The following is a 25,745-nucleotide window of genomic DNA, read 5'->3' as shown; positions in this document are numbered from 1 at the left end:
GAATCTTCGTAAGATTCTTATCACTCTTCAAAAGATTCCTCAAAAAAGCCAGAAAAACGTACCAGTCCTTCTCCTCAAAAGATAGAGGGACTGATACGTTTCCACTTATTTGCTTTTATTCGATTGGATCCGTTGTTGGCTGATGCGAACCATTGCTTTCAGATACAGCCTGAACTAGCTCTTTGTTTCCTTGTTTTGTGGACATAGTGTCATTGATCAACCCAACTAAGTCTAATCCGGTTGTCTCTTTGATCGTATCAAAAGTTCGCGCTAAACCAGCTTCTCCCATTGATTGAAGCCCATCGTTGCCGCCAAAGCTGACCACTTTATCGATATTGCTAAGGGGCGCATTGACTTCTTTCGCGATTTCAGGCAGCACTTTGATGAACTCCATCAAAATACCGGCTTCGTTTAGTTTGGTCAAAGCAATCGCCATCTTTTCACGGCTTTCCGCTTCGGCTTGACCGACTTTTGCGATCCGTTCCGCGTCGGCACTACCTAGTTTTTCAATTCGTTCGGCTTCTGCTTGGGCAGCTAATTTGACTTTTTCCGCTTCGGCTTGTGCTCGGGCGATTTCACGTGCTTTGTCTGCTAGAGCGTTTTGTTCAACGACATATTTATCTGCTTCGGCTTTTTTACGGACAGTTGCATTCAATTCTTTTTCCGTCAATTCCGCTTGTTTTTCTTGGATCTCAATATTTTTTTCTTGTTCGATCAACTGAACTTTCATTTGTTCGCCGACCGCGATTTGTTCTGCTTTCGCATCCGCAACTTCGCGTTCTTGTTTGTACTGCGCTTGTTTCAATGCCATATCTTTAGTCGCTTCTGCGATTTCTGTTTGGCGACGGATCTCTTCATGCTGTGCCAATTGCTCATTCTCAGCTTGCTTGATCCGCGTTTCTCTTAAGGCATTGGATTCCGCTACTTCGGCATTTTTTTTCACTTCAGCAATCTGAGGGCGTCCTAACGCATCCAAGTAGCCATTGCTGTCGCTGACATCTTTGATCGTAAACGAAACGATCTCCAACCCCATTTTTTTCAAGTCCGTAGAGGCAACTTCTTGCACTTGTTCCGCAAAATCATCTCGGTTTTTGTAGATAGCTTCTACCGTCATCGTTCCTAGAATCGCCCGTAAGTGACCTTCTAAGACTTCTTGGGCTTCATCTTCCAATTCACCTGTGGATTTACCTAAGTATTGTTCGGCGGCTGTCTTGATCGATTCGGTACTATTACCGACCTTCACAAGCACCGTCGCACTGGCTTTGATCGGTACGCCTTGTTCCGTATAAACTTCTGGTGTCCCAATCTCTAACTTGTGGGTCAATAAACTTAATTTATGAGCTTTTTGAACAATAGGAATCACAAATGTCCCACTGTTTTTTAAGATCTTGATGCCTTCTTTTCCTAAGAATGATCCTGTAACGATCAACGCTTCATCGGGTTTCCCGATACGGTAACGTATCATCAAAAAGGCAACCAATAAAACAACGAGGACAATGATCCATAAAATTGGATTACTTAAAAAATCGACTGCTGATCCTGTATCCACCATAACCTAACACTTCCTATTCTATAAAATTTTTACTTTCAACCACCAACGCGATCCCTTTTTTATCAAAATCGACAATGATGACTTTGGTGCCGACTGGCAATCGAACATTGTTTTCACGATCTTCTTCCCGAAAAAACCGAGCGGGATAAACAGAACGTGCACTTTGACTCCCTATTTCCATGACTTCGCCGATTGTGTCTCCGACAATCTTTTCCGTCAGTTCGCCGATCACAAACTCATTGCGGCTAATGACATTGCTGCGGTTTTTGTCTGTGATGCGATTGTAAAGCCACATAAAGGGACCTAACAGCAAACTAAATGCAACAAAGACAACGAAAATGCCCCCGACCAAGAGGATCAGCCATCCTAAAAATTGGATCACTGTAGGAAAACGCTGTAAATAGTTTTGAATCAAATGAACCCATTCTCCGATCACCATCTTCACCACCTTCTCTCATTGTTACTGTCTATCATAAGTCACCTTGATTAAAGTTTCAAGACAAATTAAAAAAAAAACCTTCTTACCAATTATTAGTAAGAAGGTGTTGACTCATCACTCTTATAGTTGTTCTTTGGCTTTTTCTAAAGCAGCTAACGCTCGATTTGCCAATGCTTCATAACGAGATTTCTTGTCTCTGATTCGCTCTGGAAGTTCTGGCAATAACCCAAAGTTTGCATTCATTGGTTGAAAGTGTTTGCCTTCAGCATGGGTGATATAATACGCCATACTACCAATTGTTGTTTCTTGCGGCATAATGATCGGTGCTTCGCCTTTTGCAAGTTTGGCCGCGTTGATGCCAGCCATCAATCCACTGGCTGCACTTTCAACATACCCTTCGACCCCTGTCATTTGACCAGCAAAAAAGAGGTCCTCACGTTTTTTCGATTGATAGGTTTGTTGTAACAACTCTGGTGAATTCATAAAACTATTCCGATGCATCACGCCGTAGCGCACAAATTCGGCCTCTTCCAAACCAGGGATCATCCGGAATACCCGCTTTTGCTCGCCCCATTTCAAATGTGTTTGAAAACCAACGATGTTGTACAGAGAAGCAGCTGCATTATCTTGCCGCAGCTGAATCACTGCGTAAGGACGCTTGCCGGTTTTCGGATCTTCCAAACCAACGGGTTTCATCGGACCAAACAACATGGTTTTCGGTCCACGGCCAGCCATAACTTCGATTGGCATACATCCTTCAAAGAATTTTTCTTTTTCGAATTCTTTCAAAGGGGCCACTTCCGCATTGACTAAAGCTTCACGAAACGCATAAAACTCCTCTTCGTTCATCGGACAATTCAGATAGGCTGCTTCGCCTTTGTCGTAGCGGGATTTCAAATAAACTTTATCCATATTGATGGTGGATTTATCGACGATCGGTGCTGCTGCGTCATAGAAATAAAATCCTTCTGATCCGTTAAAAGCTTGGATCGCTTTGGATAAAGGTTCAGAAGTCAAAGGTCCAGTTGCAATCACGGTGATCCCATCTGGAATTTCAGTGATCTCCTCTTCGATGACAGTGACTAAAGGATGTTCCTTGACACGTTTGGTGACTAACTCTGAAAAATCATCGCGATCAACAGCTAAAGCACCCCCTGCTGGAACCGCTGTTTTGTCTGCAGAGGTAATAATCACTGAATCCAAGCGACGCATCTCTTCTTTCAAAACACCGACCGCATTCGTTAAATTGTTGCCTCGTAGTGAATTCGTACAAACAAGCTCAGCAAAATTATTTGTATGATGGGCTTCTGTCGATTTCTTAGGACGCATTTCATAAAGCTTTACTGCGACACCTGCTTGCGCTGCTTGCCACGCAGCCTCGCTTCCGGCTAAACCGGCACCAATAACATTGATTTCTTTCATAGTGCTCTCCTTTTATTTCAAAAGCTCGCCTCTTTTCATAAGAAACTGCTTGTATTAATCAAAAGGACCGGCACTTTCTTTTGTCAGCCAACATCGAGGCTGACCGTTCAAAAGAATGCGCCGATTCTTTTTTGCAGGGAATCCTGCTAGTTATTTTTGCACATTTTCTTCATAGTCGCCATTGATACACACGACTTGTTTGCCGCCTTTGACTTTCTTCTCAACTAAGTAATTATCACATTTCGGACAATTACGGCCTACAGGTTTGTCCCAAGAAGTAAAGTCACAGTCGGGATAGCGGGTACAACCATAAAACAACCGATTTTTCTTCGATTTGCGTTCAACGACTTGCCCTTGATGACAGACCGGGCACTCAACGCCGATTTCTTTGACGATTGGTTTCGTGTTGCGACAGTCAGGGAAATTACTGCAGGCATAAAATTTTCCATAACGACCTAATTTGATCACCATTGGATGTCCGCAAAGATCACAATCAAAGCCTGCAGGTTCATCTTTGATTTGAATTTTTTCGATACTTTCTTCTGCGGTCGTCAATTCCTTTTCAAAAGGACGGTAGAATTGATCGACGACTTTGACCCATTCTTCTTTCCCAGCTTCAATGCTATCTAAACTATTTTCCATTTCAGCAGTAAAATGCATATCAACGATTTGCGGGAAGAATTCCTCGATCAATGAATTGACGATCTCACCAAGTTCAGTTGGCTCAAAACGTTTTTGCGTCAATTTCACATAATAACGCCGCTGGATCGTTTCTAGCGTTGGTGCATAAGTTGAAGGACGGCCGACACCGTTCTCTTCAAGGGTTTTGATCAAGGTGGCTTCACTGTAGCGGGCAGGTGGTTGAGTGAAATGCTGTTTCGGTTCGATCGATACAGATTGAACCACATCTCCTTCAACTAACTCTGGCAAGATGTTCTCTTTGTCTTCTTTGCCGTCATCGCGTCCTTCCACATAGACCTGCATAAACCCTTTAAATTTGATTTTTGAACCATTGGCAATAAAGATGACACCATTTTGATCCAAAGTAACTTTCATTGTGTCCAAAATCGCCGGCGTCATTTGACTAGCCACAAAGCGAGACCAGATCAAGCGATACAGTTTTAGTTGGTCTTTGTCTAAGAATTTCTCCATGGCTTCTGGCGTACGCATCACACTGGTTGGTCTTACCGCTTCATGGGCATCTTGTGCCCCTTGTGCATTGGCGCGTTTTTTGCCACCGTGCGCTGAAAACTCTGAACCATAGGTAGTTTCAATAAATTCTGCCGCTTCGCCTTTGGCTGTGTCTGCGATTCGGGTCGAATCGGTACGCATATAGGTGATCAAACCGACGGTGCCTTGTTTGCCAAGGGCGATCCCTTCATAGAGCTGCTGTGCAACCATCATGGTTTTCCGCGTTCGAAAGTTCAGTTTACGGGCTGCTTCTTGTTGCAAGCTACTGGTGGTAAAAGGTGCTGCCGGGTTGCGTTTGCGTTCTTTCTTTTCAACCTTCGTCACTTGAAAGTCTTTACCAGAAAGGCGATCAGTGACTTCTTTAATACTTTCAGCATTCGGTAATTTTTTCTTTTTGCCATCTAGGCCCCAAAAATTGGCTTTAAATTTCTTCGTGGCTTTTTTAAAGTTCCCATCGATGCTCCAGTATTCTTCAGGCACAAAATCACGGATCTCTTTTTCACGATCAATAATGATCTTAAGCGCCACCGATTGAACACGGCCAGCACTCAATCCTTTTTTCACTTTACGCCAAAGGATCGGGCTCAATGAATACCCGACTAATCGGTCTAAGATCCGCCGTGCTTGTTGGGCATCGACGAGATCTACATCGATCGTTCTTGGCTCTTTGAAAGCTGCTTTGACGGCATCTTTGGTGATCTCATTAAAGACGACTCGGTTTTTATCTTTTAAATCTAACCCTAGCAGAAAAGCTAAATGCCAAGCAATGGCTTCTCCTTCTCTATCCGGGTCACTTGCGAGGTAGACTTTCTCGGCTTTTTTTGCAGCTGAACGAAGGCTTTTGATCACATCGCCTTTGCCACGGATCGAAATGTAATGCGGCTCATAGTCATTTTCGACATCAATTCCCATTTTACTTTTAGGGAGATCACGAATATGACCGACACTTGCGACGACTTTGTAATTTCGTCCAAGGTATTTTTCAATGGTTTTCGCCTTTGCTGGCGATTCCACGATTACTAAATATTTATATGCCATATAAAGAATGGCTCCTTCCTGAATTTTTCCTACTATTATATTCTATCAATCAGTGAACCTATCGTATGCAGATGAAACATACAAATCGTAGCTTATCATAGCTTTCAAGAAAAGGTTTGTCAAGGAAGGTTGATTGGAAAAATCAAAAAAAGGCTAACTCCTGTAAAATATCTGACACACTAATCGTACATTTTGCGCCATCTTGAATCAAGTGGTGACAACCTTTTGACTGATCGGAAATCATTTCACCAGGTACTGCAAAAACTTCTCGGCCATTTTCCATTGCTAATTGTGCCGTAATCAAAGAACCGCTTCTTTCTTTAGCTTCAATCACACAGATCCCTTTTGAAATACCAGCAATGATGCGATTGCGCAAGGGAAAGTGATGTCTTTGCGGTTTAGTATCATGAGAATATTCACTCAGTACTAGATGTTCTTGACGAATCTGCTGAAATAATGGAAACGCAGAAGCAGGATAACAATGCTCCAACCCAGACGCAATCACGGCAATAGTTTTCCCACGATTTCTGATGGCTGATTCATGGGCAAAACTGTCAACACCATTTGCCAATCCACTGACGATCGTATAATTTTCCGTCACTAGCGGTGGAATCAGCTTTTCGCAAACTTTACGCGCGTAGCGAGAAGCTGTTCTTGCGCCGACAAATCCAATCATGGGCGTTTGCAGCAATTGCAGATTTCCTTCATAAAAAAGCATCAATGGTGGGTCCGCAATTTGTCTTAAAAGCATCGGATACTCCGCCGAAAAAAAGGTGAGGTAGTTTTGTTCCCCCATCTTTTGTGTGATGTGCTCTTCTGTCAATTGTTCCCATGATCGCCGAAAAACCGTCCTATGCTGTGGAAGGACGCCGATGGCAATCATCTCTTCCAACGAACAACGCATCTCTTTTGTTTCCAACCAATACCAAATAATCTTCCAGCAGCCTTGCAGACCGATTCCCTGACAGTAGTACAGTTTTATCAACTGTTTTTCAAAATCTGTTGCTTGTTGATACTTCATAAACAAAACCCTCTTTTCTTAGTGATCTTACTTATAAGATTCGCTAAAAAAAGAGGGATGGATGAAATTTATAGGTATTGTTTAACTGGGGCAAAGGTTTTTCGATGAATAGGGCAAATTCCATGGGCAGCTAACCCTTCTAAATGAACTTTGGTCCCATACCCAGCATTTTGATCAAACCCATAAAAAGGATACACATCATGAAAATCTTTCATTAAATTGTCACGATAGACTTTGGCAATGATACTTGCTGCGGCAATCGAAATGGAGCGGGCATCGCCTTTGATCAGGCTTTGTTGAGGAATATCGGTCTCGATGGTCATCGCATCAATGAGCAAATGTTCCGGCTTGACCGCTAAGTCGATCAAAGCTTCTTTCATCGCCAGGCGGCTCGCTTGATAGATATTTATCCGATCAATTTCTTCAGGACTAACCACACCGATACCGACAGCAACAGCCTTGTTTTGAATTTCGATAAACAGTTCTTCTCTTTTCTTCGCAGAAAGCTGTTTTGAATCATTCAACCCCAAAATCTGGCATTCTTTAGGCAGAATCACCGCAGCTGACACCACGGGTCCTGCTAAAGGTCCGCGTCCTACTTCATCTAAACCGGCGATAAAACGGGCGCCTTGTTTAAATGCTTCGTTTTCAAAACGCATCATTTCTTCATATTTCTCCCGCAAAAGCTGCTGTTTGACTAATTGTTTCTCATATTGTTGCAACAGCTTTTGGACCCCCGCGCGTTCATCTGCTAGCAATTCCTGCAAAAATGCCGGGTCATTAAAGGTTGGATCAAATAATCGCTCTTTGATTGTCTTAATCGATTGTTTCATCTTGACTTTCCATTTCCTCCACTCGATCTAGTGTGTAACGGCCTAATTTTCCTTGCCGAATGTCAAAGACAACAAGTTCGCTTCCTCGATCATAATTGTCTTTATAGCCACGTTTTTCCGTGATCTTCATTAAAAGGTCTGGCGCTAATAACGCCTCTTCCTCCGCCTTTAATTGGTAACGATTGGCGATTCTTTCAGGATAATAACGAGCGAAAAAATCAAGTCCATACAATGCGATATCATCCAAATGGATCAGCTGGTCTTTGATCGCTCCGGTCAATGCCAGCTTCTTGCCGATCTCTGGATCTTCAAATTTTGGCCATAAGATCCCGGGCGTATCTAGCAGCTCTAGATCAGTCCCAAAACGCAGCCATTGCTGCCCTTTGGTCACACCAGGTTTATTGCCCGTCTGAGCAATTTTCTTCCCTACTAAGCGGTTCATCAAGGTTGATTTTCCGACATTCGGGATGCCGATCACCATCGCCCGAATCGCACGGGGTTTCAATCCTCTGGCTTTGTCACGAGCGATTTTTTCCTTCAAGACTTGCTTAGCCGTCGGGACAATCGCTTTGACGCCTTGATTGTCTTGGGCGTTGATCGCCAATGCTAAATAGCCTTGTGCTTGGAAATAATGCTCCCATTTTTTGGTTTGAACGGGATCTGCTAGATCCGCTTTATTGATCAAGATCAATCGTGGTTTTTGCTGTAATAATTGATCCAGCATGGGGTTGCGGGATGAAATCGGCAAGCGTGCGTCCACGAGTTCAAAAACGATATCCACGAATTTTAATTTTTCACTTACTTCACGTCTGGCTTTCGCCATATGGCCTGGAAACCATTGAATGGTCATTTGAACGTTTTCCTCCTTGGTACTTCTTCGAATTGGTAAAAAGACAGTAGTATCTAAATCCCTGCAGTATATACCTGACAAGAACGAGGACTATTTGCTCTAAAACCATCAGAGATACTAGTCACACTGGGCATTTTGCTGAAATTTCTTTACAACGATGTTCTTATTCCAACCTGGTGCATAGGTAAAGCTTTCAGCGCGATTCTCATGCGTCATACGCGCTTTCTCGATTTTTAATTTTGGGGAAGTGGTTGGAAAAAGCTTGTCTACCCACTCATTCTTCCTTTTTTCTGACACCTTTACCATTAGACCGACTGCTTTTTACTACCTTTTATCTTCGTTATTGTACCATATTTCACACGACATGTTTCGTTCTGAGTAAGGTTAACAAGTCATTTTCTAGTGGATCTAGAGGAAAACCTGCTATCTTTGCTTCTTATCACTGGGAGTGATCAAATCATGCTGTTTTTTTCTTTTGATTCTGCTAATCATCAGTAGGAGTAGTAATAGTATGGTGCTTACAACTAGCAGCACCCACAAATCCTGCTGGTTTGCTTTTTTTGCGGCATTTGTTCCATTTTCTTCATTGTAAGGAACCCGTTTGCCGCGAACCAATAAACGATGGCTATTGACCATATAGGGTGTGCAGGTTAGTAAGGTGACATAATCACTGCCTTTGACAATTTTTAGTGCTTCGGTATCATCAGGGGCGACCGTTTTGATCTGATCTATTTGATACGCCAACGTATCATCAAACGTTTCGATATAAAACGCATCGCCGATCTGCAGCTTAGGCAGATCCGTAAAGAGGGTTGCACTCGTTAACCCACGGTGTCCGCACAGAACTGCATGGGTATCTTCCCCACCTATTGGATACGAAGCGCCCTCCAATAATGTTGCGCCTCTTTTTAACAACGTATCGGTGGTTTGATCAAAAATCGGGAGAGCGACATCGATTACGGGGATCTTTAAAACACCGATCGTATGTCGTTCATAGTAATCAGGGGTGTCGACTGATTCTGAGTCCTTTGTTTCTGCTGATGCTTGCGTTTCTTTGATTCCAGGAGTACTTGCCCGCTGTGCCAGTTCTTGATTCGTTCGTTCCAACTGGTTCCTCTTTTGCTGTTTTTCTATTTCACTCATTTTTTTGGCTTGGCTTTGGTAGTAACTGATCAACTGCTGATCTAAAAACGTGTTGAGTTGATTACTTACAAAAGGATAACTGATAATCAGGACTCCTATCAGCAGCAAAATACCCATTAAAACATCCAACAAAGTCACTTTTTTAGTAAGTGATTTCGCGCCATTTCTTTTCCTTTTGATCGTCATCGTGCATCTTCATCTCATTTACTTACCCTTTCCGTTTTACAAAGTAACACCCAGCTAAACCAACGATCACCACTCCGATGGCGCCCATTAAATACGTGCCGACACCACCAGTTGCCGGTAAAGTTCCTTTGCGGCGGTTAGGGACTTTTTCAGGTTCTAGCAATTGCTCTTTCGTTCCATATGATGTTTCATGGACTTCAAAAGCGATGCGATTTGTTAACAGCACATAATTTTTTGGTGCTTTTACTTCTTCCAAATAGTAGGTGCCAAATTTCAACCCGATAATGTCGACTAATCCATCTGCACCTGAGGTAAATTTCGTCGCTTCATCCGCTGTTTGCACCCAAGATACTTGTTTGGTTCCCTCTTCGATTTTCAAGTAGTTGGCCTCATCATGGTCTTGATCCCGTACAACAAAAACTGCATCTGCCAATGCTTCGGTAGCGGTCACAGCCCCATCGACTTTTAAAAACCGTTTGCCCCCTGTCAAAACTTCCACGCTTGGAGGCGTTTGATCCGTCATGAAATCCGTTTCAACATTTGCTTCATTCGTAAAGCCATTGATAGGCATCGCCTGTTCATTTAAATACATATAATACACAAAGCGTAATTGATTTCCCGGCGTTAATTGCGGCAAAAATTCTGGATTGATAGTTACCGTAAAGCCATGCTCTTTTTCCGTTACTTGGTAATTCGTCGCGTCGATTTTCTGCTCTCCATCATACAACGCATAGCCTGTTTCTCCTTCAGCTGTATTTTCAAAAGTTAATGCTGGATCATGGGCATCGATCAATTGAAAATGTTTGTATTTGTTTTCAGCTCCTACTTTATCTTGAATACCTGATGGGATATTGACCGTTAGGTGATATTGGATTCTTTCGCCGATCTCCACGTCTTTTCCGTCTAATTGTGGTGTTGTTTTGGTAACATTTGTTGTGTCATTCTTGATTGTTAGCTCAACAGTAACGTTACTTCCTGAATCAATCGTGAAATCCTTGATCCTTTCTTCCTCGATTAAGGCGGCTTGACTTGGGGCTTTCGTTTCCTCTAATTGATAGGCGCCTGTTTCTAGTTGTGCAATCTTTAGCTGTCCTTTTTGGTTCTCACTCACATTGATACCAGCGTCTCCGGCAGCATATTGTTTACCTGTTAAAAAACGATACGCTGCTTGTTTGTCGGTCGTCCACGTATAGAGTCCATCGGCTGCACTTACAATATATTTCTTAGTCTGTTGGTTTCCTTCTTGCTTTGAAACAACAAATTCCGCATTATTCAGTGGTTCGTTTTCCCCCGTTCCTCGCTTATTCACCAGGAGCGTTCCTTCATTTGTGACGAGATTTTTCGGATAAAGATGGATCGTGTCAAGCTCTTCTTCTCCATATACATAAGAGCCATCTGCTTGTTGGATCATTTCATACACAGGAAAGGCGATCACCATATTCTCAGCAGAGGTAACGCCGTCTTTAGGTTCTTCCACAATGGTGTAAACAGCATCCCGATCGGCTTGTTTTTTCGGCAATTCAAAAATCAAATCACCGGCTGTATCTGTTTTCCCGCTAGCTACAGGAGAACCTGGCGTCAAGTTTTGGACTTGACGCTTAGCTTCTTCAACGGATGCCCCTGCAGATCGTTTTTCGTAATAGGCTGCTGTCACATCATAGACAGAAAAAGTAACATCGGCTAACCCTTGGTATTGATCAAACTCTGCCATCTCGGTCCCACTATTTTGAATCAATGAACCTGGTAGATTGACCATTTTCTTTTTATGCAGATGAACCTGTGCCAAATTGGTCTCTGCGGATACTTGCTGATTTTTTGTTCCAAAAAAGACAAATGGCAAAAGTAAAAATAGGAGACAAACCATTTTCGTATGATTAAAAATCTTTTTCATTGTTCTTTCCTCTCTTCTAATTTTTTTTGTTTTTCTTTCGCTAATGGAAGAATTACTTTAATGAAGGCTTATCTTTGCGCTTAACGTACAAATAGCTTCCAGCTAAAAGGACTAGCAGACTTGCTGAAAGAATCGCCAGCCACCCATGCCAACTCCCTCCTGTTTCAGGAAGAGACACTTTCACTTGATTGGTGACGATCAATTCTATTTGATTGTTCTTTTCTCCAGAAACAAGAAGATTCGGTTGTCGTTCTTCATCGATAAAGACTTGACCATCCTCTTCAATCTTGATTTGGACAGGTGCTGTTAAACCTGCATAGCCTTCAGGAGTAACTATTTCTTCCAAGGTATAGCTGCCGGGCGCTAGCTCCTGGAAATGGAATACTGCCAGTGATTCTTGGGCTTCGGGCAATTCGATCGTCTGACCGTTTCCACTTAGCCGGAATTTTGCCCCCTCAAGTGCTTGTCCCAGTTCATCCTGTTTATTGACCACTAAATCAAAAGGTTTTAACTGATTGCCATGGGTAAGGGTCCAACAATTGGCATCCCCATCGACGTTTTCCCCTTGATACTGGATTTTTCCGTCTGTACCAACGACAAATTCATAGTCACCGGCAACCGTATCATATCCGAGCGGACCGGCTGTTTCTGAGATACGATAAGCGCCAGGCTCAAGGATCGTAAATTCAGCCATCCCAACATCATCCGACGTTTCTGAGGCGATTTCTTGATATTCCCCCCCTGCTGTTATTTGTTGCAGAGAAAAGACAGCCCCAGCTAACAGTACTTGCTGCTCTTTTTGTACCGTGTATTTTCGAATAGCGACTGGAATTTCTGTAAAGGGATTGGTGATCTCCAGGGTAATCGTATGCTCGACCAGTGTGACGGGTTGCCCATCGATCGTCGCATGCCCTTGCGCATCGACATGAATCTGCCACTGGGTTTGCTCAGCTAAATGATGTCCCGCCGGTGCAGTGACTTCCTTTAAACGATACGTCTGACTTTTTTGCAACGCAGTATCTGCTGGTAGCCCGTACGTTCCATCCCCTTGATCCACAAGGGTCACTGTCTCCCCTGCCCCCGTCAATTCAAAAACGGCACCTGTCAACTTCACCTCTCCTACAGCGGATTTTTTGATCAGGTTTAATGCCAGGGGCACAAACATCTTTGTGTTTTTCCATGTATAAGCGTCCACTTTTGTCGCTTCATAGCCTGACACTGTTCGTTCACTTGTGACTTGATAATCAAAAGTTTCTCCTTGGTTATTATAAAGCGGCAGTAGACGGGTTTCTTCGTAATTCGTTCCATCCTTTTCAGAAACCGCGGGAACCTTGCTTCGTTCCCAAGTTGTCTGATCTTGCGCATCGGTCTCAGTAAGTTCGAGATATCCTGTTTGCCAGCTCTCCTTGCTAGTAACCGGGCTTCTACTTATTTCAAAATAAACGGATTCTGGGCGACTTGACACATCACCATCGTATTCCTCCCAGACTTTTTTGATCGTCAACTCCTTACCAGGTGCTTTGGCAGATGGCACACCAAACAATGCCTTTTGATCGGATTGATGATTCGGATAAAACACCGTTTCACCATTCATTTGATACCAAGTATCTGGTTTAAAATCCGCTGCTTCTGTTTGAATCCGCACTTGATAATGAATTTGCAGTTCCTGTCCTTCGCCTAAATAAAGACTAGAAGCGTTGAGGGTATTGTCAGATACCGTGACCTCAGGCTGCACCGTTAGATCAGCAGAACCGACACTTTTGATGGACAAGCTATTTTCTTCGTATAAAAATGGCTGCGAAATGGGGTCAGTAATCTCTCCATCAGTGACTGTCGCCGAAATATGAAGGGCTTTTTTCTCGAGATAGTCGGAAATATCCGCTGCTTCATTGGCTGACTCATAATAAAGATGCCCCTCTTCATCTGCAGAAACCATCTGTCTCATTTTGTTCTCAACATCGGCCTTTGTATACCCAGCTGTTTGATCTCCTTGCAGTTGAATCCCCAATCCGTGAATCTCAATCCCGCGCTCTTTTAACGCCATCGCCTCACCGATCGTAGCGACAAACGTATTGTCGATCCGTTTAGAGTTACCGTATTGATCAGGTGCAAAATACCCATTGTGGATAAACGATGTATTCATGGGCTGATCTTGAGTAAGTGAAAAGGCGGTTCCAAAATAACTGTCGTCTGCTTGCGTCTGCACTTTGGACACATGGTAACTGTAAGTAGGCACGCCATCTGTTAGCAAAACGATGACTTTCTTATGTCCATTTTGCGTCGATAGCATATCCCCTGCTTGGCGCAGCCCTCTTTGGGTAAAGGTTCCCCCAGCTGCTGTTTCTGGTGTCATGGTCCGGATCGTCTCTTTGACTTCCGAAAATTTTCCTAATTGGCAGATTTTGTTTTGGTAATTGCTACCATCACTGGAATAACCGACATAGCCCATGTAGACACTGTCTTGAATGCCGCTTCCTTCAATTTGATTCAAAAAGCGATCCACACCTTTTTTTACTTCAGTGATGCGTCCCATATCATTCATACTGCCTGACCAATCCACGACCAATACGACATCGATGGGATCGACTTGACGTTGAACATTCCCTCGTACATTTAGGTAAACATCAAATAGTCCCGGGGTATTCGTCTCTTTGGCAAATTTTCGCAGAGCGAAATCTGCTTCGTCACCTACACCACCATACTCAATATACGAGTTGGTCACATTTTCTGGATCACCATTCCATGTAGTTACGCCATCCCAGGTTTCTCCTGCATCCTTGTTCCCCTGATGATTTAAGACGTTACTCTTTTCATCGGTTTTCCAATTCGCCGAAGGATACGTCCCGCTTTGGTCTGTCGTATAATCTGGTTCAATCGAAGCAAAAGTCTGTGAAACGGTCATTTTTTGATAAAGACGTTCTTGTTTAAACGGTTCAATGAGTGTTTCATTTTCAGAAGAACTTGTCGTCGTTCCTGTTTCCTTTGTCTCTTCCTGCGTTTCTTCGTTAAAAACACCTTTTGAGTCTTCATTCGACACTTGTCCCGAAGTTGACTCCGTGCCGGTTTCTGCAGCTTGCGAATCAGTTGAGCTGACTTCCACCCTATCTGAGGAAGCAGATTCTGTCGCAAGCGGAATGTCAACCATCAATTCATCCAAAGACGCCAATTTGTGCGACTCTTGATTTTCATGATCATATTCTTCAATCTGAAGCGCCAACTTCAGTTTTTTTGTTTCATTGGGTAGTTGAAACGTTACTTCTTGTTCACAGGGTGTTTTCAAGAAGTCTTGTGTTGTTAGCCAAGACTGTGCAGATTCATCCTCAATAAAAACCACCTCTTTGTTGTTCGTTTTCGTTAGCGGTTGTTCTTTCGTTTCATCCAGTGCATATAATTGCAGCCAGATGCGTTGCTGCTTGTTTTTTTGTGATAGCTGATAACGTAAAGTAAATTGATTGCCCTCCCGTTGACCTGTCAGCTTGATCTGCTCCGTTTCGGTAATAGCGATCGTATTTTCTTCTTGTGCACTTGCTGTCCCATTTGTTTGCAAACCTGAATAGATGATGAATAATATCCCCCCTAACATACAGAAAATGAAAGAGAACCAGTGGTGTCTCTTTGCAAAAAACATAAAAAGACCTCCTTTCAAATTACAAGCTGATCATACAAAAAAGAAGAACAATACACCGCTTTTTTTCATTTTCAGAAAAATGGGAAAACTCTTATTTTCGTGCGTTATTTAAACAGAATTTATGCGCAGGTTTTATGATGAAAACCAATCAGTTTATGTTATTTAAAAACTGAAGAAAATCAACAATTTTCAAATCCTCATTGTATTTTTCTTCTTTATGAGACACTTTTTGGAAAGATTTGTCTCAGTTTTTATAAAAAAAAGCAAAAGTTTTGAGACGTGTCTTTACACAGTTATATAAATAAGTTATTACTAAAATAAGAAGGTGATCATTTGATTGAAAAAATACTCTTAGATTCCCGAGCATTAGACAAAATCGGACTCTACGGAAAATTATTATCAATTGCTCCGGGTGAATACAACATAGAGTTCGTGAAAAATCTGACCCATTTAAGTACAACGAGATTGAAAAGTTTACTTTCCTCGATCCAAGAGGACCTGCAAAACCTTTCCCCAGTAAATCTTTCATTACATAAAAACACCCTCAGTCTCCCTAAAAATTTGATTGAATACAATCAATATCAGCAGTTTTTAGCCCAAGTAAGTATTTCTTATAAAATGTTGTTAAGTATCTTGACCAACCAAGATGAAAGCTTGCTGGCATTTTGCCAAAGAAACTATATCAGCCGTTCGACTTGTTTCCGACAAACTAAAAAGCTGCAGGATCATTTAAAGGAATTCAACATAACCTTAAATCAATCGGCCATGACGCTTACCGGTTCAGAGATGGTGATTCGCATCTTGTTGTTTAATTTTATCTGGCATATTTCTTTAGGAGATAGTTTGGCACAGGCATTTAATCAAGAGATCGAAGAGTTATTTGTTACCTATGAAGGAACAAAATACCAAAGTAAATATGAAATTGGTAAAAAAGAAGCATTACTCCATTGCAAAATTTGTCTTTTCCGGATCAAGGATGGTCACTCAACGAATCTTTATGAATTAACGAATAAGTCCTTTATTCCCAGTTGCGAAAGTCTTGATTTCTTTTCTGCTTTCTTTAAGCTCATTGATTCAGCAATAGACATTCTTGAGATCAATTCATTGTTTTTTCTTTTTTATTACTGGCCGATGCTGACTTCCGCAAACGATGTGCGTCTGCCGATCGTTGCAAATTGTTACAAGCATGAAAAACAAGAACTAAAAGAACTGATGACTGAATTTGAAGACCATTGCCAAAAATTTCTCTGCGATTTTGACTTTGATCACCAATCGTTTCTTTATATGAATACATATCTTACCTTGCTGAAATTTTGCATATTCAAGCAAAAAGTCCCTCTTTCCAATTTTTTCGAAGCAAACGTGATCAAAGATAAATACCCATTGCATACGATTTTGACAAATACCATTCAAAGTTTTTGGCGTAAAATAGCAAATCGTAAAGGTTATGAATGGTTGAAAACCTGTTATGCCGATCTTGCCTTTTATCAAGCCTGTTTGCTTTACCCCGTTTACATCGAAAAGGAACAGAAATATAAGCTTAAAGTTGCTTTCGTCTATGTATCCAATTATTTGGTTTCAATGGAAGTTTTTAATATATGTGAGCGACTACCATTCGTTGCGATAGAGCGGATCACACTGCCAACAGAAGAACCATTTGATTTTTATATCCTGAGTGCGCCTCAGCTTTTCCCTCCCTATACAACCGAAAAGAATTCGGCAATCATTGATTTTTGTCGCTATTATGACTTTGAAACAGATCTCTGTCAGAAATTACTGGCTGCTTTTAATGAAAAAATCAAAAAGTTGACGGGTTAAAATCAACTGGCGCACTTCGGCAAACGCAAGGAGGTCTTTTGAAAAAGATTGAAAACTATACAAATAACCCCTTGGATTCAATCGATGAATCCAAGGGGTTATGCATTATTTGTCTGTGTGTATAATTACATAGTTTAAATCAACCGAATATGGGTCAATGGATAATAAACAAAACGAGCATTGCCTAAAATAGCCTCTCCTGATATTGGTCCAAAGGAACGACTATCTTTGGAGGCACGTCGATTGTCACCAATGACAAAGTAACTATCTTTCCCTAATTTCTCAACGCCTAATAAAGATTCTAAATCAAAATCATTGGTATAAGAAGCAGACTCGTGGTCATTGCTACGGTTTTTCACTAGAAAATCTTCATCTACTGGTTCATCATCAATGTAAAGCTGATCATTGACATATTTCACTGACTCACCTGGTAAGCCAATCACCCGCTTGATATAGGTCGAACCATCCGGCAGCTGGAAAACAACGACATCAAAACGTTGGATCGGCGAAATCTTCTCAATGACCACCATGTCTCCTTGTTTTAAAGTTCCTTCCATCGAATTTCCTTCAACAGGAACTGGAATCAACAAGAATGCCCGAATCAAGAAGGCTGTTGCAAAAGCGATCAACGCATATTTCACTACTAGCCAAAAACGATCAACCCAAAGTTTTTTTGACTCCACACGTCTGCCTCCTCTCCAATTTTTCACTTAGTTTATTGTTCAGAAAGCAAGGACAGTGCTTTTAAGTATGCTGGGTCCTCTGCTTTGAGTTTCGCCGTTACTTCTTTTTCAATTGCTTGGGCCGTGTCTACATCGACTTCCCCAGTTTCCTTTAAATCATGGGCTTCTTGGAAGGACTGCACAGCTGCGGTCGTCTCATCATTGAAGGTATCACCACTGGTTGAATACCCCAACGCTTTAAGAAATTGATTTAGATTGTTGACTGCCGTTGACGATTGGCCAGCTTTTAAAGCATGGTCCCGTGGTAATGGCGGGAAATACGCATATTCTGGATAGTCCTCTTCATAATCCGGCATCACACCTTGATCATTGACCCAATTTTCATTCGGGGTCAACCATTTCATGACCGTCATTTTTAATTCACTGTTATCCCCCAGATCCTTCACATTCTGGACAGTCCCCTTACCAAAGGTTTCCGTACCAACGACTGGAATATCCGCTGATTCTTGCAAGGCTGCAGCAAAAATTTCCGATGCGGAGGCACTGCCTCCATCGACTATAACAACGACCGGCTCTGTGACTTTGAATCCTTCGTCCAAGGTTTCACTCGCTTTGGTTTCACTGATTACCCCTTGGTTATTGGCAAATTTCACGATCGTTTGACCGTTTTCCAAAAACATACTCGCCATGATCTGGACTTGGTCTAGCAGTCCACCAGGATTTTGTCTTAAATCTAGTACAAACGACTTTGCACCGGCTTCCCTAAGTTCGGTGATGGTTTCTTTCAACTCAGCTGCCGTGTTTTCACCAAAGGAAGTAATGTCGATACGACCGATCGTTTCATCACTTTCAGCGATTTCTCCATGAACCGTTTCGATGGGGATCACATCCCGAGTAATCTCCACATCAAATGTGTCCTCTCCACGTTGAATCGTTAAGGTGACTTTCGTCCCTTTCTCACCACGAATCTTACCCACGACTTCAGATAATTCTTGACCCTGCGTATCTTCACCATCTACCTTGACGATTCGGTCATTCATTCGCAGGCCGCTTTTTTCAGCAGGCGTATTTTTTATCGGGGCTTGTGCGACTTCTGGATAGTCTTCCACGATCGACAAGGTAGCACCAATCCCTTCAAAACTGCCAGAAAGTGATTGTTCTAAGTTATCCGCATCCGATTGATTCAAATACGTTGTATAAGGATCATCTAGCGCATCAGTCATTCCCTGTAGGGCGCCTTCTATCAAGGCATCCTCATCGACTTCTTGGTAATAATTCGCGAGGATCTGGTCATATAGCGACTGGATTTTCTCCATCCCGCTGGCTTCTGTGCTCGTTTCTGTCACCGGTTGCGTCGTCTGCTGATTTTGCTGAGCCGTTTGCCATAAATAGACACCGCCTCCTGACAAAATTGCGACACAAACGAGAGAAACGATATATCGGCTCGTCGTTAAACCTTTCATTCACAACACCTCTCTGAGAAAAAACAGCTTCGTTCTGTGGATTTTATGCAACCATACAAAACGAAGGACAGTTTTTTATTTGTTATTTTCGAGATACTCTGCCCAGATACGATCAAAAATATCCATGGACGGCAAATAATCAACGCTTAGTTCCAGATAAGAAGAAACTTCATCATAATCATCACTGTGTTTTGGAAACTGAATATCATGACTTGCATGAGTGGCAAAGATCTGAGCCTCATCTGTATGACTCGGACCTTTGACTGCCATTAAATAGCTATAAAAACTTTTACGCATGATCTTGCTCCCAATGATTTTCTAAAAAGGCTGCTCTACGAGCGTGATTGCGAGCAAAATTCTCAGGATTCTTTTTGTAATACTCTTGATGTTCTTCTTCCGCTAAATAAAAGGGTTGGGCTGGTTCGATCGTGGTCACGATCGGATCGGTAAAGCGACCGGAAGCTTGAAGTGCCTCCTTGCTGGCTTCGGCTTTTTGTCGTTGCTCTTCATTCAAATAGAAGATAGCCGGACGATAATTGTCGCCACGATCTTCAAATTGCCCAAAAGCATCCGTTGGATCTGTTTGCTGCCAATAAATCGTCAAAAGATCTTCATAACTGATTTTTTCAGGATCAAAGATGATTTCCACTGCTTCGGTATGCCCGGTTTGATGGCTTTTGACTTCTTCATAGGTTGGATTTTCGGTATGTCCTGCGGTATAGCCAGAAAAAATCGAATGCACGCCCTCTAGTTCATCAAAGGGTTGGATCATACACCAGAAGCACCCACCGGCAAAAATTGCTCGTTCCATTATTCATCCTCCGTTTCAGCTGGTAAATATAAACTCATTTGAATTTCATCATCCACAAGATTGATTTTGTTGGCTTTGATAAACAAGCCGTTTTGCATGCGGAATTGATCCAATCGAATCAAAATAATTTGTTCATCGGCATTGACATCGATCCATTCAGGAAATTTAAAACTACGTTTGATCATTTTCATCACTTCACTGGTGGGCAGATCCAAGGTGCCGATTGATAAGCTTTTGGCCTTTAATTGGACATTGCCTTCTTCCGTCACGTAAGGATCAAAATAGAGATAGAAGGTGATAGGAAATCCTAATACTTGAAACTCTCCTGTTAAGAGTGCTTCATTTCTTAGCTCAAAATTATATTTGACCTCTTGATCCTTTTGAAAATCAGATAGGTAAAAATCAATCAATTGATTGACTTGGCTTTTGTTACTGTTAACGGTCAGAACAGGACTGCCCTCCCGTTGAACAAGTTCGGCACTTTCATTTAAGCCGGTTTCCCGCTGCTGAAAAATTCTTGAAGCAAAGAAAACCGTTGTCCCTAAAAGGATACCGACCAACACTAGGAAGGCAATTTTCCAGTAGTTGATCGCTTTTTTATTCGTTGTAGCTGTTTTTTCCGGCTGCTTCGTTGATTCGCTTGGTTTCATTTTGTATCCTCCTCTAGCAACCAATAGTTTTGCGTTTTGATCACTTCATCGCGAACGGCATTCGCCATCAGTTGATACCCAAGATTATTGGGATGGAAGCGATCGCCTTCATACAAAACATTGTTTGTAATGTTATTTCCAACGGCTTGCGATGAATCAGTGGTCGTTGAAGGACTACTTTGCGTTTCATCCGAAGCTGTCGTTGATGAATCAGATAAGCGTTCTGTGTCCGATGATTCGGCAGTTCCCTCTGATTCCCCTCCTTCGGTATCAGCAATCCCGACTTCATCACTCAATCCTTTATAAAGCAGATCGTTAATAGGTATGAAAAAGGCCTTTTCTTGCTGATTGACGAAGGACTCCGTCTGTTGGTTCCAGTTATCAATGATCGTCTGCATATCCGTGATTTCTGGGAAATTCAGATAAAATGGATTGTAGATGCCCAAGACATAGATTGGTGCATCACTATTCAAATCGCGAATTTGAGCAAACAAGTCTTTTAAACGTTCTTTGTAATCTTCCATCGGTTCCGTAAACGTCTCAATGCTCAAGCCGAAGAAATTGCTCTGAATCACTTTTAGTACATCGTTACCGCCGACAGTCAAGGTAATCAAATCCGCTTGACTGAGGTCTTGCCGCAAGTCTTCATCATTTTTGACTCGCTTTAAAATCTGATCACTTCTTTCACCAGCGACCCCATAATTTTTGGTTACCAAATTGTTCAAATCATAGCGGTCCTCTAAATCCCCCGCTAAAATTGGCACAAAGCCGCCACGAGCTGTTTCATCACCAACCCCTTCCGTTAATGAATCCCCAAGTGCGAGATACTCGATGGCGGATTTTTTTGAGTCATTGGCCGCCAGCTTATTAACAGGGGTCAACAGTGGTTGCGCTTTGGGAACAGCAAAATGAAACAAGAAGCCAGTTCCAATGGCTATCAGTCCCACAACAAGTAAATAAGTTACTATTTTTTTCCATTTCACAGGTATTCAAACTCCTTTGTAATCTTTGCTATTTTAACAAAATTCTCATAAAATTCCTAGTCGCAATCCTTCAAACTTAAGAAAGAAAACAGCTCCCTACTCTCTGAGTAGACAAAAATCGCAGCTTCATTCTGCTTTTTCTTCTTTTCAGCTTTTCATACACCAAAAAGCGATTCGTCATCAAACGAATCGCTGAAAGAAACATCCTTTTTATTCCGTACTGTAAGTAATCGCAAAAGCACCTTTGCCAGTGTGAGTGGCGATGATCGGTGTTGTGTGAAGCAATGGGATCTCCAAGTCAGGAAACAGTTCTGCTAGTTCTTTTTGGAAACGTTCCGTGATTTCTAATCCTTCAGCATGAGAAATACCAATTTTCGTCACTCTAGGCATATTCTTCAATTCTGCTTTTAATTCCTCAAACCATTTATTAAACGTCTTGACACCGCGTCCTTTGACGACTGGAATCAGTTCTGAATGATCAAAATCCATGATCACTTTCATGTTCAGCAAACTCGATAAAAGACCTTTGGCACGACTGATACGACCGCCTTTTACTAAGTTTTCTAACGTTGAAACGCCGATAAATAATTTCGTATGTTCACGCACCAAATCCACTTCAGGTAACACTTCTTCTAGTGTCTTACCGGCTTTAGCCAATTCAGCTGCCCGAATCACTTGAAAAGCCAGCGCTTGATCTGTTGTGTCGCTATCGATCACCGTGACTTTGGCTTTTGATAAATGACTGGCTTGACGAGCCGCTTCCACGGTTCCGCTCAGGCCTTTGGTCATATGGATCGATAAAATTTCACTGCCATCTTTGCCTAATTCATCATATAATTCTACAAAATGACCGATCGGCGGCTGGCTAGTTTTAGGTAATTCTTTGGCTTGCGCCATCATTTGCATAAATTTTTCTCCCGGTAGCGTTTCATCATCTGGATAAACGACACCATCAATCATTACAGATAAAGGCACAACATGGATAGCCAAAGCATCACGGACACTTGGTTCCATCGTACTGGAAGAATCTGTCACAATTTTAAGATTTGCCATCATATATTCACTCTCTCTTTAAATCAAGTCTTTTTTCATGGTAAAATAACCACAGACCATTTATACTAAGTATAACAGAGAGAAAATTTTTTTTTCATCTAATTTCGATTCGAAAGGACGGTGCCGAATGCAGCACATGAAGTTTAGTCGCAGATATTTGATCGTCAATGAAGTATTAAATGCAGTAACCCACGGGATCGGATTAGGACTGAGTATCGCAGGACTGGTCATTCTCTTAATCAAGGGGGCAAATCTAGGGTCACCTATCCACATCGTTTCCTATGCCATATATGGGTCAATGATGATTTTGCTCTTCCTCTTTTCTACCTTATTTCACAGTTTGATTTTTACCAAAGCAAAAAAGGTCTTCCAAGTCTTTGATCATGCCTCCATTTTCTTGCTGATCGCTGGAAGCTATACTCCTTTTTGTTTGCTTAGTATCCAAGGCTGGCTTGGCTGGTCACTCTTCGTCTTGATTTGGCTACTCGCAATTAGCGGCATCGTTTATAAGTCACTGACTCTTCATAAAAAAGAGACCGTCTCTAAAATCTCCACCCTGATCTACATCATCATGGGCTGGCTATGTGTAATTGCCTTTAAACCTCTGATCGAGCATTTAGGCTATTGGGGAACATTTTTACTAGCAAGCGGTGGTGTTTCTTATACTGTAGGTGCGCTATTCTATAGTTTAAAATCCGTTCGATTCATGCATGTGGTTTGGCACTTATTCGTTATGTTAGGTGCTGGACTAATGTACTTCTCCGTCTTGTTTTATACTTAAACAGTAAGCGCGATTAAATAAAAGATCAGGGAACCTTCATTAGAGAAAGATCCCTGATCTTTTATTTTTTATGATAAAACTCGAATCGATGAGGATAATGGTTTTTTTCATCGATGATCCCATCGACCACATGATCAAGTTTCCATTGCGTCCAATTAATCTCTGGGAAATACACATCTCCATTAAATTCCGCACCGATCACTGTACGGTACAATTGATCGCAATCGTCAATCATCGCTTCAAAAACACCCGCTCCACCAGTTAAAAAAACTGGATGCTCTTGCTGCTTCACATACGTCAAAATTTCCTCACGGTCATGCATCACCAAGGCACCGTCGGCTTGATAATCTCGATCACTTGTCAAAACGATCGTCGTCCGTTGTGGCAACAATCTTTTTCCCATGCCTTCAAAGGTTTTGCGCCCCATAATGATCGTATTATTGATGGTTTGCTCTTTAAAAAATTTCAAATCATTCGGCAAATGCCACGGCAGTGTGCCATCCGCTCCGATCAACCCCTTTTGATCTTGTGCCCAAAGTGCGATCAACATAAATATTACATCCCTTCTGTATAAAATGATTCAGAAATATCCGCAGCGACTTGCAGTCGCTGCATCAGCTGAAAAGCCGATTCATGCTCAAATGGATCTTTGTTGCGTTCATCAAAGCGCAAGCCATCACAGGCTTGGTAAACAATTGTGCCGCCACTTCTTTGGACATTTCTTGGCCATTCTCCATCGTTTAAACGCGCGTTGTTGTTTTTCAGCAAGGTCGGTATCAGGGAGATCGGAAAGAGAGCACTGCCAGCTGCGACATCAATTTCTTCTATTTGAAAAAAGTCGGTGGCGATCTCGTTGATCAAGCACTCCGTTCTTTGCCACGTTTGCGGATGACTCGCAAATGCCCTTGCAGTTCGTCCTAGGATACAATACGTATTCTCTGGTAATGGCTGTTTGCTTATTGCCACAAGTTCTTCTGGGTACGTCTCTATCCACGTCACTACGCGATCAAAATCACAAATATGCAATGAATCCAGCATTGGTAGGTTGTGCTGTGCAGCAAAAACAAGCCTTCTGCGGGCATCTGCCGCTCCTTTTGCTGGTATAAAAATGGCAGTGCACTGCTGATTTGAACGAATGGCTTCTTTTAGCTCCGGCACCGTTTCTTCGGATACGGATAGCCAAACTGCATCATAGTGCTGATCCAAGAAATCAATGACTTGCTCAATGAGCACTGCATGAATCGATCCAGCATGTCTCTGATGAAAGGTCGCCGCAAAGCCTCGTTTGTGGGTATTTTCCATTACGCCTCATTCCTTTCTTTATGAAATGAAACCAAACAACCACTTAAACTGCAATCGGCGCTTTGATCGTTGGATGCGGATCATACCCAACCAGCGTAATATCTTCCATTTCAAAATCGAAGATCGATTGTTTTTCAGGATTTAACTGTAAGGTTGGCGCAGGACGCACTGTACGAGTCAATTGTTCTTTCATTTGTTCCATATGATTGCTATAAAGATGAGCATCGCCTAATGTATGGACAAAATCTCCGACTTCTAGTCCAGTTTCATGAGCAATCAGGTGCGTCAATAGCGCATAACTAGCAATATTGAAGGGAACACCTAAAAAGACATCGGCACTGCGTTGATACAACTGACAGCTTAAGCGACCCTCATGAACATAAAATTGAAACATTGTGTGACAAGGCGGCAACGCCATCGTCGGTACATCTTCTGGATTCCAAGCAGAGACGATCAAGCGACGAGAGTCTGGCGTTGTTTTGATCATGTCGATCACTTCTTTGATTTGATCGATAAACCCACCCGTACTTTTTTCCCAATGCCGCCATTGGTACCCGTAAACATGACCCAAATCGCCGAAAGTTTCAGCGAAAGCATCATCGGCTAAGATTTTTTCACAAAACTGTTTCAACTCATGTTGGTACTGTTCATTGAAAGCTTCATCCACCAATGAACGGCGACCAAAGTCTGTCATATCAGGACCTGTATAAGCATCACTTTTAATATAGCGTTCAAACGCCCATTCATCCCAAATGTGGTTATTATGCTCTAGCAGATAACGAATGTTGGTATCTCCTTTTAGAAACCATAATAATTCACTTTTGATCAAACCAAAAGGAACTCTCTTGGTTGTCAACAATGGAAAGCCTTGGGACAGGTCAAAACGCATTTGGTGACCAAAGACACTGCGCGTTCCCGTTCCTGTACGGTCGCTTTTATCATTGCCTTCTGTTAAAATCTTTTTTCCTAGCTCTAAATATGCTTGTTCCATCGTTTTTCTCCTTTAC

At 42.2% G+C, this 25,745-nt stretch carries 22 protein-coding genes; 2 read left to right on the top strand and 20 right to left on the bottom strand.

Going from position 1 to position 25,745, the window contains the following annotated elements:
- Nucleotides 1-115: 115 nt before the first annotated feature.
- The 10 genes from FJU10_RS06750 to FJU10_RS06700 form a co-directional block, all read right to left on the bottom strand.
- Nucleotides 116-1,552: a flotillin family protein gene (locus FJU10_RS06750; RefSeq protein ID WP_077452547.1), complete on the bottom strand. Its 1,437-nt coding sequence runs from the start codon at nucleotides 1,550-1,552 to the stop codon at nucleotides 116-118.
- 13 nt (nucleotides 1,553-1,565) lie between these two features.
- Nucleotides 1,566-1,991, bottom strand: coding sequence for a hypothetical protein (locus tag FJU10_RS06745; RefSeq protein WP_077452548.1), 426 nt, complete (start codon nucleotides 1,989-1,991; stop codon nucleotides 1,566-1,568).
- Between the two features lie 120 nt (nucleotides 1,992-2,111).
- On the bottom strand, nucleotides 2,112-3,413 hold the full coding sequence (gene trmFO, locus FJU10_RS06740; protein ID WP_081119147.1) for an FADH(2)-oxidizing methylenetetrahydrofolate--tRNA-(uracil(54)-C(5))-methyltransferase TrmFO: 1,302 nt from the start codon (nucleotides 3,411-3,413) through the stop codon (nucleotides 2,112-2,114).
- 150 nt (nucleotides 3,414-3,563) lie between these two features.
- Complete coding sequence (topA, locus tag FJU10_RS06735; protein WP_081119148.1) at nucleotides 3,564-5,642, bottom strand: type I DNA topoisomerase; 2,079 nt, start codon at nucleotides 5,640-5,642, stop codon at nucleotides 3,564-3,566.
- A 142-nt stretch (nucleotides 5,643-5,784) separates the two neighbouring features.
- Complete coding sequence (dprA, locus tag FJU10_RS06730; RefSeq protein WP_140965454.1) at nucleotides 5,785-6,663, bottom strand: DNA-processing protein DprA; 879 nt, start codon at nucleotides 6,661-6,663, stop codon at nucleotides 5,785-5,787.
- A gap of 68 nt (nucleotides 6,664-6,731) precedes the next feature.
- On the bottom strand, nucleotides 6,732-7,496 hold the full coding sequence (locus FJU10_RS06725; protein ID WP_140965452.1) for a ribonuclease HII: 765 nt from the start codon (nucleotides 7,494-7,496) through the stop codon (nucleotides 6,732-6,734).
- The gene (gene ylqF / locus FJU10_RS06720) at nucleotides 7,480-8,346 is read right to left on the bottom strand and encodes a ribosome biogenesis GTPase YlqF (protein ID WP_016613223.1); all 867 of its coding nucleotides are present in this window, start codon (nucleotides 8,344-8,346) and stop codon (nucleotides 7,480-7,482) included. The genes FJU10_RS06725 and ylqF overlap by 17 nt, the downstream gene beginning before the upstream one ends.
- A 423-nt stretch (nucleotides 8,347-8,769) precedes the next feature.
- A complete protein-coding gene (locus FJU10_RS06710) occupies nucleotides 8,770-9,675 on the bottom strand; it encodes a class C sortase (RefSeq protein ID WP_140965448.1) in 906 nt (301 codons plus the stop codon).
- Nucleotides 9,676-9,697: 22 nt separating this feature from the next.
- The gene (locus tag FJU10_RS06705) at nucleotides 9,698-11,566 is read right to left on the bottom strand and encodes a SpaH/EbpB family LPXTG-anchored major pilin (protein WP_140965446.1); all 1,869 of its coding nucleotides are present in this window, start codon (nucleotides 11,564-11,566) and stop codon (nucleotides 9,698-9,700) included.
- Between the two features lie 52 nt (nucleotides 11,567-11,618).
- On the bottom strand, nucleotides 11,619-15,194 hold the full coding sequence (locus tag FJU10_RS06700; protein WP_140965444.1) for a SpaA isopeptide-forming pilin-related protein: 3,576 nt from the start codon (nucleotides 15,192-15,194) through the stop codon (nucleotides 11,619-11,621).
- 333 nt (nucleotides 15,195-15,527) lie between these two features.
- Between FJU10_RS06700 and FJU10_RS06695 the strand changes: the two genes are divergently transcribed.
- Complete coding sequence (locus FJU10_RS06695) at nucleotides 15,528-17,012, top strand: helix-turn-helix domain-containing protein (protein WP_140965442.1); 1,485 nt, start codon at nucleotides 15,528-15,530, stop codon at nucleotides 17,010-17,012.
- Between the two features lie 134 nt (nucleotides 17,013-17,146).
- Here FJU10_RS06695 and lepB read toward each other — a convergent pair whose 3' ends face one another.
- The 7 genes from lepB to FJU10_RS06660 all read right to left on the bottom strand — a co-directional run bounded on the left by lepB (nucleotide 17,147) and on the right by FJU10_RS06660 (nucleotide 22,655).
- Nucleotides 17,147-17,695 (bottom strand): signal peptidase I, encoded by a 549-nt coding sequence (gene lepB / locus FJU10_RS06690; RefSeq protein ID WP_086292763.1) that lies wholly within the window; start codon nucleotides 17,693-17,695, stop codon nucleotides 17,147-17,149.
- Nucleotides 17,696-17,727: 32 nt separating this feature from the next.
- Complete coding sequence (locus FJU10_RS06685; protein WP_140965440.1) at nucleotides 17,728-19,158, bottom strand: S41 family peptidase; 1,431 nt, start codon at nucleotides 19,156-19,158, stop codon at nucleotides 17,728-17,730.
- Between the two features lie 75 nt (nucleotides 19,159-19,233).
- Nucleotides 19,234-19,455 carry a YozE family protein gene (locus FJU10_RS06680; RefSeq protein ID WP_081119156.1) on the bottom strand — a complete coding sequence of 74 codons (222 nt, stop codon included), beginning with the start codon at nucleotides 19,453-19,455 and terminating at the stop codon, nucleotides 19,234-19,236.
- Complete coding sequence (gene msrA, locus FJU10_RS06675; RefSeq protein WP_081119157.1) at nucleotides 19,448-19,969, bottom strand: peptide-methionine (S)-S-oxide reductase MsrA; 522 nt, start codon at nucleotides 19,967-19,969, stop codon at nucleotides 19,448-19,450. Before msrA ends, FJU10_RS06680 begins: the two co-directional genes overlap by 8 nt.
- Nucleotides 19,969-20,619: a YpmS family protein gene (locus FJU10_RS06670; RefSeq protein ID WP_077452560.1), complete on the bottom strand. Its 651-nt coding sequence runs from the start codon at nucleotides 20,617-20,619 to the stop codon at nucleotides 19,969-19,971. Before FJU10_RS06670 ends, msrA begins: the two co-directional genes overlap by 1 nt.
- Nucleotides 20,616-21,602: an SGNH/GDSL hydrolase family protein gene (locus tag FJU10_RS06665; RefSeq protein ID WP_077452561.1), complete on the bottom strand. Its 987-nt coding sequence runs from the start codon at nucleotides 21,600-21,602 to the stop codon at nucleotides 20,616-20,618. Before FJU10_RS06665 ends, FJU10_RS06670 begins: the two co-directional genes overlap by 4 nt.
- A 210-nt stretch (nucleotides 21,603-21,812) precedes the next feature.
- Nucleotides 21,813-22,655, bottom strand: coding sequence for a DegV family protein (locus tag FJU10_RS06660; RefSeq protein WP_185932336.1), 843 nt, complete (start codon nucleotides 22,653-22,655; stop codon nucleotides 21,813-21,815).
- A gap of 127 nt (nucleotides 22,656-22,782) precedes the next feature.
- Here FJU10_RS06660 and trhA point away from each other — a divergent pair, with 127 nt between their 5' ends.
- Nucleotides 22,783-23,436, top strand: a complete 654-nt coding sequence (gene trhA / locus FJU10_RS06655; protein ID WP_077452562.1) for a PAQR family membrane homeostasis protein TrhA — start codon at nucleotides 22,783-22,785, stop codon at nucleotides 23,434-23,436.
- Between the two features lie 61 nt (nucleotides 23,437-23,497).
- On the opposite strand, the gene FJU10_RS06650 is transcribed toward trhA, so the two are convergent.
- Genes FJU10_RS06650 through FJU10_RS06640 form a run of 3 tightly spaced genes read right to left on the bottom strand, consistent with a single transcriptional unit; the run spans nucleotide 23,498 to nucleotide 25,729 of the window.
- Complete coding sequence (locus FJU10_RS06650) at nucleotides 23,498-23,986, bottom strand: dihydrofolate reductase (protein ID WP_140965437.1); 489 nt, start codon at nucleotides 23,984-23,986, stop codon at nucleotides 23,498-23,500.
- A 5-nt stretch (nucleotides 23,987-23,991) separates the two neighbouring features.
- Complete coding sequence (locus tag FJU10_RS06645) at nucleotides 23,992-24,738, bottom strand: hypothetical protein (RefSeq protein WP_140965436.1); 747 nt, start codon at nucleotides 24,736-24,738, stop codon at nucleotides 23,992-23,994.
- A 43-nt stretch (nucleotides 24,739-24,781) separates the two neighbouring features.
- A complete protein-coding gene (locus FJU10_RS06640) occupies nucleotides 24,782-25,729 on the bottom strand; it encodes a thymidylate synthase (RefSeq protein ID WP_140965434.1) in 948 nt (315 codons plus the stop codon).
- Nucleotides 25,730-25,745: the final 16 nt, after the last annotated feature.

The organism is Enterococcus sp. OL5, assembly GCF_006491895.1.
In the GTDB taxonomy this organism is placed as follows: domain Bacteria; phylum Bacillota; class Bacilli; order Lactobacillales; family Enterococcaceae; genus Enterococcus_D; species Enterococcus_D innesii.
The sequence above is the reverse complement of the archived record's forward strand: the minus strand, read 5'-3'. Positions and strand labels throughout refer to the sequence as shown.

Coding starts and splice junctions, on each gene's coding strand:
- FJU10_RS06750 (WP_077452547.1), bottom strand. CDS start 1,552: ATGGTGGATACAGGATCAGCAGTCGATTTTTTAAGTAATCCAATTTTA.
- FJU10_RS06745 (WP_077452548.1), bottom strand. CDS start 1,991: ATGGTGATCGGAGAATGGGTTCATTTGATTCAAAACTATTTACAGCGT.
- trmFO (WP_081119147.1), bottom strand. CDS start 3,413: ATGAAAGAAATCAATGTTATTGGTGCCGGTTTAGCCGGAAGCGAGGCT.
- topA (WP_081119148.1), bottom strand. CDS start 5,642: ATGGCATATAAATATTTAGTAATCGTGGAATCGCCAGCAAAGGCGAAA.
- dprA (WP_140965454.1), bottom strand. CDS start 6,663: ATGAAGTATCAACAAGCAACAGATTTTGAAAAACAGTTGATAAAACTG.
- FJU10_RS06725 (WP_140965452.1), bottom strand. CDS start 7,496: ATGAAACAATCGATTAAGACAATCAAAGAGCGATTATTTGATCCAACC.
- ylqF (WP_016613223.1), bottom strand. CDS start 8,346: ATGACCATTCAATGGTTTCCAGGCCATATGGCGAAAGCCAGACGTGAA.
- FJU10_RS06710 (WP_140965448.1), bottom strand. CDS start 9,675: ATGACGATCAAAAGGAAAAGAAATGGCGCGAAATCACTTACTAAAAAA.
- FJU10_RS06705 (WP_140965446.1), bottom strand. CDS start 11,566: ATGAAAAAGATTTTTAATCATACGAAAATGGTTTGTCTCCTATTTTTA.
- FJU10_RS06700 (WP_140965444.1), bottom strand. CDS start 15,194: ATGTTTTTTGCAAAGAGACACCACTGGTTCTCTTTCATTTTCTGTATG.
- FJU10_RS06685 (WP_140965440.1), bottom strand. CDS start 19,158: ATGAAAGGTTTAACGACGAGCCGATATATCGTTTCTCTCGTTTGTGTC.
- FJU10_RS06680 (WP_081119156.1), bottom strand. CDS start 19,455: ATGCGTAAAAGTTTTTATAGCTATTTAATGGCAGTCAAAGGTCCGAGT.
- msrA (WP_081119157.1), bottom strand. CDS start 19,969: ATGGAACGAGCAATTTTTGCCGGTGGGTGCTTCTGGTGTATGATCCAA.
- FJU10_RS06670 (WP_077452560.1), bottom strand. CDS start 20,619: ATGAAACCAAGCGAATCAACGAAGCAGCCGGAAAAAACAGCTACAACG.
- FJU10_RS06660 (WP_185932336.1), bottom strand. CDS start 22,655: ATGGCAAATCTTAAAATTGTGACAGATTCTTCCAGTACGATGGAACCA.
- trhA (WP_077452562.1), top strand. CDS start 22,783: ATGCAGCACATGAAGTTTAGTCGCAGATATTTGATCGTCAATGAAGTA.
- FJU10_RS06650 (WP_140965437.1), bottom strand. CDS start 23,986: ATGTTGATCGCACTTTGGGCACAAGATCAAAAGGGGTTGATCGGAGCG.
- FJU10_RS06645 (WP_140965436.1), bottom strand. CDS start 24,738: ATGGAAAATACCCACAAACGAGGCTTTGCGGCGACCTTTCATCAGAGA.
- FJU10_RS06640 (WP_140965434.1), bottom strand. CDS start 25,729: ATGGAACAAGCATATTTAGAGCTAGGAAAAAAGATTTTAACAGAAGGC.